We start from the raw sequence: 10,535 nt of genomic DNA, 5'->3' as shown, positions 1-10,535 counted from the left end.
TATCGCAAAAGTTAACTCTGCTTCACAAGCTACTTCTTCATTTACTGTTGCTACTGCTTTACCTATACCCATAGGACCCCTCATTTTTATTATTTCTACCTTTAGTTTTAAGGTATCTCCTGGAACTACTTTCTTTCTAAATCTAGCATTTTTAATTCCACCAAAATAAGCAGTTTTACCTTTAAAATCATCAGTATCAAGTAGTGCAACTGCACCCACTTGTGCTAATGCCTCAATAATTATCACTCCTGGGAGTACAGGTTCCTGTGGAAAGTGCCCTTGAAAAAAGTATTCATTCATAGTTATATTTTTTATTCCTATAGCACTTTTACCTGGAATAACTTCTTCAATTTTATCTATAAATAAAAATGGATATCTATGAGGTATTATTTCTTGTATTTGTTTTATATCATAACTTTTCTTTTCCAATTTTTTCCCTCCCATATAATAATTTTTATTAGATTTTAATCCTTCTTTATCTTAAATAGACATTGCCCATATTCGACCATATCTTCATCTTGTACTAATATCTCTGTAATAATGCCATCTACATCACTTTCAATTTCATTCATAAGCTTCATAGCTTCTATTATGCAAAGTGTATCTCCCTTTTTAACTTTACTTCCTACCTCTACAAAAACCTTAGAATCAGGACTAGGTGATGAATAAAAGGTTCCTACTATAGGCGAATTTATAGTGCATAGGTCTTCGCTACAATAAGCCTCTGATTCAACCCTTTCTGGAAATTTTCCCATAGTTTTTTTACTATCGTTTTCCAAATTCACTTGGGTATCAACTGATGTTTCATGCATAACAGAAGATGAATTTTTCTCTAGAACATTAACAACTTCAACTTCTTTTTTCATTTTTATTTTTAGTCCATCTTGCTCTACCTCAAAGGATGTAAGATTTGATTCACTAACAGCTTTTATAAGCTGCTGTAAGCTTTTAAAATCCATAATTACTCCTCCCATTTTTTAAGTAAAATACTAGCATTATGTCCGCCAAATCCTAAAGAGTTAGATAGTGCATATTTTAATTGTTTAGTTCTTCCCACATTAGGAACATAATCTAAATCACAATCTTCATCTTGAATTTTAAGCCCTATAGTAGGAGGTATAAATCCTTCTTCTAAAGATTTAATACATACTATAGCTTCAACAGCCCCAGCTGCTCCAAGTAAGTGCCCTATCATAGATTTGGTTGAACTTATTGGTATTTTATATACTTCTTCTCCAAAGGCCGATTTTATTGCCAAAGTTTCAAACTTATCATTATATGGAGTACTTGTTCCATGAGCATTTATATAAGAAACATCACTTGCTTCTATTTGAGCTTCTTCTATAGCCATTTTCATAGCCCTTGCTGCTCCTTCACCGTCTGGTGATGGTTGAGTTATATGAAAGGCATCACAGGTTGCTCCATATCCTATTATCTCCCCATATATTTTAGCTTCCCTTGCCCTAGCATGCTCAAGGGACTCAAGTATAACAATGCCTGCACCTTCTCCCATAACAAATCCATTACGTTCTTTATCAAAAGGAATTGACGCTCTTAGAGGATCTTCACTTTTTGTCAGTGCTGTTAAAGAAGAAAATCCTGCCATTGCTATATCAACTATAGGTGCTTCACATCCACCTGCAATAATTACATCTGCTCTGCCAGATTTTATCATTTCAAAAGCCTCTCCTATTGCATTTGTACCTGTTGCACAAGCAGTAACCACAGTAGAACAAATTCCTTTTGCACCGTACTTTATAGCTACACTTCCAGCTGCTATATTTCCTATTATCATAGGTATCATAAATGGTGAAACCCTATTAGGTCCCTTTTCCATTAATTTTTTATATTCAACGGTTATAGTTTCAAGTCCACCTATACCTGAGCCAATCATTACTCCAAATCTTTCTTTATTTAAAGACTCAATATCCAAATTTGAATTTTTAACTGCTTCTTCAGTAGCTACCATGGCATATTGGCAATACTTATCCATTCTTCTTGCCTCTTTTTTATCCATATAATCTTCTATATTGAAATCTTTAAGTTCGCCTGCAACTTTTGCTTTAAAATTTGTAACATCAAAGGTTTTTATGAAATCTATTCCACATTTTCCACTTTTAATACCATTCCAAGAAGTTTCTACATTATTACCTAATGGAGTCAACGCTCCCATACCTGTTATAACAACTTTTTTATTCATAAATGCATCCTCCTATAAATTCTACATCACCATTCCGCCATCTACATTTATAACTTGGCCAGTTATGTATTTAGATTGTTCTGAAGCTAAAAACACTACTAAATTTGCAACATCTTCACTACTTCCAAGTTTTTTCAATGGAATGCTTTTAAGTAAATTTTCCTTAATATTATCATTTAATACCTCTGTCATATCTGTTTCTATAAATCCTGGTGCTATAGCATTTACATTTATTCCTCTGCTACCAAGCTCTTTAGCTACTGATTTAGTAAGACCTATAACCCCTGCTTTAGAAGCACTATAATTTGCCTGCCCTGCATTTCCTACTATACCTACTACTGAGCTTATATTTATAATCTTACCGCTTCTTTGTTTCATCATAATTTGGGTTACATGTTTTATAGTATTGAATGTACCTTTTAAATTTGTATCTATAACGTCATCAAAGTCTTCTTCTTTCATTCTCATAACTAAATTATCTTTTGTTATACCAGCATTATTTACTAACACATCTACAGAACCAAAGTCTTCTTTACAAGCTCTAATTAATTCTTCTGCATCTTTTAGTTTAGCAATATCGCCTTGAACTGCCTTAGCCTTTACACCTAAAGCTTCTATTTCTTTTACAAGCTCATCAGCTTTATTAATACTATTTTTGAAATTAAAGACTATATTAGCACCTAAAGAAGCTAATTTTAATGCTATTGCTCTTCCTATTCCTCTACTTGCACCTGTTATTACAACATTCTTTCCCTGTAACATAATACTCACTCCTATTAGCTCTTTAAACTTTTTACTGTATTTTCTAAAGAAGATATATCTTCTACATTTAATATCTTTAATTTTCTATCTATTTTCTTAACAAATCCATTTAAAGTTTTACCTGGTCCAATTTCAATAAAAGTATCAACACCATCTCTTATCATAGTTCGTATGGTATCTTCCCACCTAACTGAACTCATAACCTGTAGCTTTAAAATATTCTTGATGTTTTCATTTTCATTTATATAATCACCAGTCACATTAGTTATCACAGGAACTTTCATTGAATTAAATTCTATTTTCTCAAGCTCTAATGATAACTTTTCTGCTGCTGTTTTTAGCATTGATGTATGAAAAGGTGCACTAAGTGGCAATTGTACCACTTTCTTAGCTCCCTTTTCTTTGCATAATTGTGATGCCTTTTCTAAAACTTTTATCTCTCCTGCTATAACAATTTGACCTGGACAATTTAAGTTAGCAAGTTCTAAAATACCTTCGCTACTTACTTCATTACAAATTTCTTTTATAATATTTTCTTCTAGACCTAATACAGCTGACATACCACCAAGTCCTACTGGCACTGCTTCTTGCATAAATCTTCCTCTTTTTTTAACTAATTTAACTGCATCTTCAAATTTTATAACATCGCTATAAATAAGTGCTGAATATTCTCCAAGACTTAACCCTGCTGCTACATCAGACTTTATTCCATAATGTTCTAATGCTTTGAGGCAAGCTATGCTCATAGTTAATATAGCTGGCTGAGTATTTTCTGTAACACTAAGTTCCTCTATAGATCCTTCAAAACAAAGTTTACTTATTTCAAACCCTAATTCTTCGCTAGCCGTATTAAATATATCTCTACATATCTCTATATTTTCATAAAGTTCTTTTCCCATTCCTACATACTGGGAACCTTGCCCAGGAAATATAAAAGCTATTTTACCCATAGTTTCCTCCTATTAATAATGGCTAAAGTTAAGCATCACCTTATATGTCTCTTCAAAAATTTCCCTTATTATTTCTTCGCAGCTTTGTTCTTTGCTTACAAGTCCTGCTATTTGACCTGCCATCACAGAACCCATATCGATATCTCCTTCGATAACAGCTTTAGGTAGCGCGCCTCTTCCTAATTGCTCTAATTGTTCTGGAGATACGTTTTCTTTTTCAAGCTTTTGAAATTCTCTAGCTAATTTATTTTTTAATACTCTAACAGGATGCCCTGTACTTCTGCCTGTTACTATTGAGTCTATATCTTTTGCAGATATAACTTTTTCTTTATAGTTTTTATGCACATTACATTCATGAGCTACTAGAAATCTAGTACCTAATTGTACTCCTTTAGCTCCTAACATGAATGAAGCTGCTACACCTCTGCCATCAGCTATGCCACCAGCAGCTATAACAGGTATATTTACGCCATCAACAACCTGTGGAATTAATGCCATAGTTGTAAGCTCCCCTATATGTCCACCAGCTTCACATCCTTCTGCTACTACAGCATCCGCTCCATAACGTTCCATTCTCTTTGCTAATCCAACAGAAGGTACTACTGGTATAACTTTTATGCCATGAGATTTCCACATTGCAATATATTTACCAGGATTTCCAGCACCAGTTGTAACCACATTTACTCTTTCTTCACAAACTAATTTAGCTATATCTTCTGCGTGAGGACTAAGCATCATAACATTTACTCCAAAAGGTTTATCTGTTAGCTGTTTTGCCTTCCTTATTTCTTCTCTTACATACTCTACTGGAGCATTTCCTGCTGCTATAATCCCAAGACCTCCAGCATTTGAAACTGCTGCTGCTAGTGTACTATCTGCAATCCAAGCCATAGCTCCTTGAATTATAGGATATTTTATATTTAGCATTTCACAAATTGTAGAACTCATATTTATTCCTCCTATAAAAGCAAAATTGTGGTTTTGCCACAATTTTTAATGCACAATTTACAGTTTAAAATGTACAATTGTGGAAGCTTCTCAGTTATAACTGAGAAGCTATACATATTAATTATTTATCTTTTTTTCAATGTAATCAACAATACCTTTAACATCTTTTATATCTTCTATTTCTTCATTAGGAATTTCTATATTAAATTCCTCCTCTAATGAAATAATTACCTCAAATAGTTCTAATGAATCTACTCCTAGATCATCACTAAAAGTTGAATTTAATGTTACCTCTGCCTCTTCTAATCCTAATTGATCTGCTATTATTTTTTTAACTTTTTCAAATGTCATTTTTATTCCTCCATATAATCTTTTTATTTAGATGCCTTATTCCAATTTATTAATGCACTACCATAGGTAAGGCCTCCACCAAATCCTATGATAATAATTTTGTTTCCTTTTTTAAGTAAATTTTTTTTATTTAGTTCATCAAGTGCTAATATAATACTTGCACTTGAAGTATTGCCATACTTACTTAAATTCATATAAAATTTATTAATATCATAATTTTTTCTTTTAGATACTGCTTCAATTATTCTAAAATTAGCTTGATGAGGTACAATATAGTCTATATCATCAATATTAAGATTGTTTTCTATTAAAATTCTTTCTATGGATTTTTCTAATACAGCTACAGCAAATTTAAATATATCCTTGCCATTCATTACAACTTTATCGTGAAAATCTTTAGTACCATCACTATATATATTCTTTAAATCTACAGCAGAACAAGTTAGTGATTCTCCTTTGCTACCATCAGCCCTACATTGAATAGAAGTTATACAAGCTTCATCACTTGTGGCAATTACTACTGCACCAGCACCATCTCCAAAAAGCACACAAGTACTTCTATCGCTCCAATCAATTATCTTTGATAATACTTCTGCTCCTATAACTAAAGCTTTTTTGTAAGTACCATTTTTTATAAATTGGCTTGCAATATCTATACCATATATAAAACCACTACAAGCTGAAGATATATCAAATGCCATAGCATTTTTAGCACCTATTGCCGCTTGAACATTACAAGCTGTTGAGGGTGTTAATGTATCTTGTGTTATTGTAGCAACTATAATTAAATCTATTTCTTCTGCTGTTGTATTACTATCTTGTAATGCCAACTTAGCTGCATTTACAGCGAGCTCTGTTGTAGTTTCATCTTTAGATATGTATCTAGTTTTAATTCCAGTTCTACTAACTATCCATTCATCACTAGTTTCTACATATTGAGACAACATATCATTAGTTACTAAGTTGTTTGGTACATAGCTTCCTGTACCTAGAATTTGAACGTTTTTCATTATTAACCTCCGTTCATAAAGTCTAATATTTAGATTTAAAAAATTCATTAAGCTTTTCTAGGGACCTAATTAAAACATCTTCTTCTTCCTGTGAAAGCCCTTCAATGCTAGCTTTTATCATCTCATGATGAAATCTTTCGTGTATTCTATAAGCAAGCTTACCTTTTCTAGTTAATTTTATCTTTACAGATCTTCTATCTTCTTCACATCTATTTCTTTCAACATATCCCTTTTTTACAAGCTTATTTATTGCTGTAGTTAAAGTTCCTACAGTTATTTTTAAACTTTGTGCAACTTCACTCATAGTTTTAACCTCATACATACCTATAGCTTCAATGGTATGTGTTTCAGTTATAGATAAATCCTTTAAAACACTTTCTGCTAATGCTTTTTGTTCTATTTTTAAAATGTCATTAAAAGTTTGAACTAATAATTCATTTAATACATGCTTTTTTAAAGAAGATTGTTTCATATTTTTCTACTTCCTTTATTTTGATATTCAAATATTTTGATAATCAAAGTATAAACTTATAATTATTTTATGTCAATATTTTTTTAATATAACAATTATGAAATATATATTTTAAATCCATAATTGATAATGCAAAATGCACTTTAAAATAACGTGGGTTTGTTGAAAAATCTTAGCTATTCCAATACTTATAAAATCACATGATGTATAACTTCTATGATTATATAAATATAATGCTCAAAAGATATGATATTTATCAAATTTAAAACTTCTTTTATAAAAAAAGATCAACTTATGAGGCTAATCCATAAGTTGATCTTAAATATATATTTTAAAAAATTATTTCATTGATTCAATAATGCTATCAACAATGGCATCCATTGAATCTCCATCCTCTTCTTTCATACTAGAACTTACTGTCATATCGCTGTCTAAAATAGTCATCTCTTTCATCTCATCTAAAAGTTCACGCATTAACTTTCCAGATTGAGGTGCCCATGAGCCGTTTTCAATAAGAGCAAATGTACGTTTTTGAAGATTTAATGCTTTCATATCCATTATATAATTTAGCATTGGTGGATAAATGTTTAAATTATAAGTTACTGAAGCAAGGACTATATGACTATATTTAAATGTTTCAGAAATCAAATAAGAAACATCAGTTTTTGAAACATCATACATAACTACATTAGTTATTCCTTTTTTCACTAGTCTTGTTGCTAAGTCATTAGCAGCTGCTTCTGTATTGCCATACATTGTTCCATAAACAATCATTACACCTTTTTCCTCTGGTTCATAACGACTCCATTTATCATACTTACCTAGTAAATATTCAAAATCATTACGCCATACTGGTCCATGTAATGGACATATAATTTTTATATCTATAGTGCTTGCTTTCTTTAAAAGAGCTTGAACATGAGGACCATATTTACCTACGATATTTGTATAATATCTTCTTGCATCATCAATCCAATCACGATCAAAGTTTACTTCATCATTAAATAGCTTGCCATCTAATGCTCCAAAAGAACCAAAAGCATCAGCTGAGAATAATGCGCCATTAGTAGTATCATATGTTACCATAGCCTCTGGCCAATGTATCATTGGAGCAGACACAAATACAACATTGTGTTTTCCAAAAGACATTGTGTCTCCTTCTTTAACCTCTATCAATTTTCCATCAACTTGGAAGCCAAATTGACGCATAAATAAAGCAGCTTTTTCAGTACATACAATTTGCACATTTGGATAACGAAGAATAATTTCTTCAATGCAAGCAGCATGATCTGGCTCCATATGGTTTATTACCATATAATCTAAAGTTCTCTCCCCAAGAAGTCCTTTAACATTTTCAAGTAATTGACGGCAAATTGACCAGTCAACTGTATCGAATAGCACTGTTTTCTCATCTAAAAGTAAATAAGAGTTATATGAAACCCCTTTTTGAATAGGGTGAATATTTTCGAAAAGGGCAAGGCGACGGTCGTTGCCTCCAACCCAATAAAGATCCTCAGTTATATTTCTAACACAATACATAGATTAAATCCTCCTTACCTAGAAACCTTTTATTATGCTTAATTATTATAGAAACTAAACTTCTATAAACATATCTTTCTCTTCACCACAAGCAGGGCAGGTCCATTCTTCAGGTAAATTCTCGAAAAGTGTACCTGGATTTACTTCTCCTTCAGGATCACCTACAGCGGCATCGTATTCATAACCACATCCATTACATACATGATATTTCCAGCTTGGAGCAACTTTCTTTGGAACAGCTCTCTTAATTTTCTTCATTGGTGGAGCTTCTTTCTTAGCTTCTCCATTATCTAAAGCTTCAGAGAGTATTGGTAGTATATCCATTAAATCACCAACAATACCATAGTCTGCGTTTTTAAATATTTTAGCATTTGCATCAATATTTATAGCAACAATAGTAGAAGCATCTTTTATACCCTTTAAATGCTGACCTGCGCCTGAAATACCGCAAGCAATATAAAGATTTCCTTTGAATTTTTGACCTGACATACCAACATAACGATTTATTGGCACATATTTAAGCGTTTCAGCTACTGGACGTGATGAACCTATAGCTGCACCAGCCTGAACTGCTAAGTCTTCTATAAGTTTCATATTTTCTTTTGCACCTATACCTTGACCTACACTTACCACTCTTTCAGCTTTAGCTATAGGAGTGTCTATAGGAATTCCTATTGTAAAGTCATATCCATCTACTTTAAGTGCTTCTACAAGTGCATCAACTTTTTCTTTAGCAGTTCCATCTTTGAAGATAACTTTCTTACGATAACCTGTAGCAGGTCCTTTTTTAGCAATTCTGCCTGTACTTTCTGTCTTTGGCATCTTACCAATTATATTAGCAGCAATAACTATACGTTGAATTTCATTAGTTCCTTCATATATTGTACAAATCTTAGCATCTCTATAAGCACGTTCAACTTCCATACCTTTTAAATATCCACTTCCACCAAAGATTTGAAGTGCATCATTTACAATCTCGAGACAAACGTCAGAAGCGTATTGTTTAGCCATAGCAGCTTCCATACCATAACGTTCATGATTTTCTTTTAACTCTGCTGCGCTATAAATAAGCAATCTAGCTGCTCTAAGCTTTGTTGCCATATCAGCTAATTTAAAAGAAATGGCCTGTTGTTGGCATATAGGTTTACCAAATTGAATTCTTTCTTTTGAATATTCTAACGCATTTTCATAAGCACCTTGCGCTATACCAAGAGCTTGTGATGCTATCCCAATACGTCCGCCATCTAAAGTTAACATGGCAATTTTGAAACCTTCGCCCTCTTTACCTAATAAATTTTCCTTAGGAACTTTCACATTATTGAACACAAGTTCTGCAGTTGCGGAAGAACGAATACCCATTTTGTTGTAATGTTGTCCAAAAGTAAATCCTTCCCATCCTTTTTCAACAATAAATGCACTAATACCACGAGTACCTATATCTGGTGTAGTAACTGCAAAAACAATATAAATATCAGCCTCACCACCATTAGTAATGAAGATTTTTTCACCATTTAAAATATAATAATCGCCTTCTAGTACAGCAGTAGTCTCAGTACCACCAGCGTCACTTCCAGCATTCTCTTCAGTTAAGCCAAATGCTCCAATTTTCTCTCCTTTTGCTAGTGGAACTAAATATTTTTGTTTTTGTTCTTCTGTTCCATAACCAGCAATTGGATATGCACCTAAAGATGTATGAGCAGAAAGAATTACACCTGTACCACCATCCACTCTTGATAATTCTTCAACAGCGATTGCATAGCTGATTACATCCAGCCCTGCTCCACCATATTCTTTGGGATATGGAATCCCCATCATACCCATATCAGCTAGTTCTTTAATTTCTTCTGAAGGAAACTTATTTTCCTCATCTAACATAAATGCAATAGGCTTAATTTTCTCTTCAGCAAACTTTCTGATTCTCATTCTTAAATTTTCATGATCTTCTGTAGTTTTAAAAAACATAACTGCACCTCCCCTTTAATTAACACGGTTCATAACTATCATTCTGTATTGATTTTATCAACTTATCCAGTTATCTTTTATTTGTAAAAATTATCTACTTAAATGTATTCCTTAAAGTATACTTAAACCGTATAACTTTATTGTATACCTAAAAAGTATACATTTCAATCCTAATTTTAACTTTTTTATAAATCCCCCCCATAAACTCCTATTATTTATTCTAAAGTTATAATATTTCCGTCTACATATTCTATGTATATCCTATTACTAAATATTACAATGAAAACTAAGCCCATAACTCTATAGATAAACTACCTTAAAAATTAAGGATTAATAATGAA

At 32.2% G+C, this 10,535-nt stretch carries 11 protein-coding genes; all 11 read right to left on the bottom strand.

Annotation, left to right across the window (positions count from 1 at the left end; all coding sequences use genetic code 11):
- Window positions 1-444, bottom strand: a 444-nt coding sequence (gene fabZ, locus B2W91_RS07675; RefSeq protein WP_291579825.1) for a 3-hydroxyacyl-ACP dehydratase FabZ, incomplete at its 3' end; no start/stop codon positions are given.
- A 20-nt stretch (window positions 445-464) separates the two neighbouring features.
- Window positions 465-959, bottom strand: coding sequence for an acetyl-CoA carboxylase biotin carboxyl carrier protein (accB, locus tag B2W91_RS07670; protein ID WP_291579823.1), 495 nt, complete (start codon window positions 957-959; stop codon window positions 465-467).
- A 2-nt stretch (window positions 960-961) separates the two neighbouring features.
- Window positions 962-2,200 (bottom strand): beta-ketoacyl-ACP synthase II, encoded by a 1,239-nt coding sequence (fabF, locus tag B2W91_RS07665; protein ID WP_291579822.1) that lies wholly within the window; start codon window positions 2,198-2,200, stop codon window positions 962-964.
- Between the two features lie 21 nt (window positions 2,201-2,221).
- On the bottom strand, window positions 2,222-2,962 hold the full coding sequence (gene fabG / locus B2W91_RS07660) for a 3-oxoacyl-[acyl-carrier-protein] reductase (protein ID WP_291579820.1): 741 nt from the start codon (window positions 2,960-2,962) through the stop codon (window positions 2,222-2,224).
- 14 nt (window positions 2,963-2,976) lie between these two features.
- Window positions 2,977-3,912: an ACP S-malonyltransferase gene (gene fabD / locus B2W91_RS07655; RefSeq protein ID WP_291579818.1), complete on the bottom strand. Its 936-nt coding sequence runs from the start codon at window positions 3,910-3,912 to the stop codon at window positions 2,977-2,979.
- 12 nt (window positions 3,913-3,924) lie between these two features.
- Window positions 3,925-4,860, bottom strand: a complete 936-nt coding sequence (fabK, locus tag B2W91_RS07650; protein WP_291579816.1) for an enoyl-[acyl-carrier-protein] reductase FabK — start codon at window positions 4,858-4,860, stop codon at window positions 3,925-3,927.
- Window positions 4,861-4,977: 117 nt separating this feature from the next.
- Window positions 4,978-5,211 carry an acyl carrier protein gene (gene acpP, locus B2W91_RS07645; RefSeq protein ID WP_291579814.1) on the bottom strand — a complete coding sequence of 78 codons (234 nt, stop codon included), beginning with the start codon at window positions 5,209-5,211 and terminating at the stop codon, window positions 4,978-4,980.
- 23 nt (window positions 5,212-5,234) lie between these two features.
- On the bottom strand, window positions 5,235-6,221 hold the full coding sequence (locus tag B2W91_RS07640) for a beta-ketoacyl-ACP synthase III (protein WP_291579812.1): 987 nt from the start codon (window positions 6,219-6,221) through the stop codon (window positions 5,235-5,237).
- 22 nt (window positions 6,222-6,243) lie between these two features.
- Window positions 6,244-6,693 carry a MarR family winged helix-turn-helix transcriptional regulator gene (locus B2W91_RS07635; protein ID WP_291579811.1) on the bottom strand — a complete coding sequence of 150 codons (450 nt, stop codon included), beginning with the start codon at window positions 6,691-6,693 and terminating at the stop codon, window positions 6,244-6,246.
- Between the two features lie 339 nt (window positions 6,694-7,032).
- Window positions 7,033-8,232 carry an FprA family A-type flavoprotein gene (locus B2W91_RS07630; protein ID WP_291579809.1) on the bottom strand — a complete coding sequence of 400 codons (1,200 nt, stop codon included), beginning with the start codon at window positions 8,230-8,232 and terminating at the stop codon, window positions 7,033-7,035.
- A 54-nt stretch (window positions 8,233-8,286) separates the two neighbouring features.
- Window positions 8,287-10,194, bottom strand: a complete 1,908-nt coding sequence (locus tag B2W91_RS07625; RefSeq protein ID WP_291579807.1) for an acyl-CoA dehydrogenase family protein — start codon at window positions 10,192-10,194, stop codon at window positions 8,287-8,289.
- Between the last annotated feature and the right edge of the window lie 341 nt (window positions 10,195-10,535).

The organism is Clostridium sp. UBA6640 (assembly GCF_002455975.1).
GTDB lineage: Bacteria > Bacillota > Clostridia > Clostridiales > Clostridiaceae > Clostridium_J.
Note: the sequence above shows the minus strand (reverse complement) of the source record. Positions and strands in the feature narration are given on the sequence as shown.

Bases quoted from the DNA above. Each gene is read 5' to 3' on its own strand.
- accB (WP_291579823.1), bottom strand. From the start codon at position 959: ATGGATTTTAAAAGCTTACAGCAGCTTATAAAAGCTGTTAGTGAATCA.
- fabF (WP_291579822.1), bottom strand. From the start codon at position 2,200: ATGAATAAAAAAGTTGTTATAACAGGTATGGGAGCGTTGACTCCATTA.
- fabG (WP_291579820.1), bottom strand. From the start codon at position 2,962: ATGTTACAGGGAAAGAATGTTGTAATAACAGGTGCAAGTAGAGGAATA.
- fabD (WP_291579818.1), bottom strand. From the start codon at position 3,912: ATGGGTAAAATAGCTTTTATATTTCCTGGGCAAGGTTCCCAGTATGTA.
- fabK (WP_291579816.1), bottom strand. From the start codon at position 4,860: ATGAGTTCTACAATTTGTGAAATGCTAAATATAAAATATCCTATAATT.
- acpP (WP_291579814.1), bottom strand. From the start codon at position 5,211: ATGACATTTGAAAAAGTTAAAAAAATAATAGCAGATCAATTAGGATTA.
- B2W91_RS07640 (WP_291579812.1), bottom strand. From the start codon at position 6,221: ATGAAAAACGTTCAAATTCTAGGTACAGGAAGCTATGTACCAAACAAC.
- B2W91_RS07635 (WP_291579811.1), bottom strand. From the start codon at position 6,693: ATGAAACAATCTTCTTTAAAAAAGCATGTATTAAATGAATTATTAGTT.
- B2W91_RS07630 (WP_291579809.1), bottom strand. From the start codon at position 8,232: ATGTATTGTGTTAGAAATATAACTGAGGATCTTTATTGGGTTGGAGGC.
- B2W91_RS07625 (WP_291579807.1), bottom strand. From the start codon at position 10,194: ATGTTTTTTAAAACTACAGAAGATCATGAAAATTTAAGAATGAGAATC.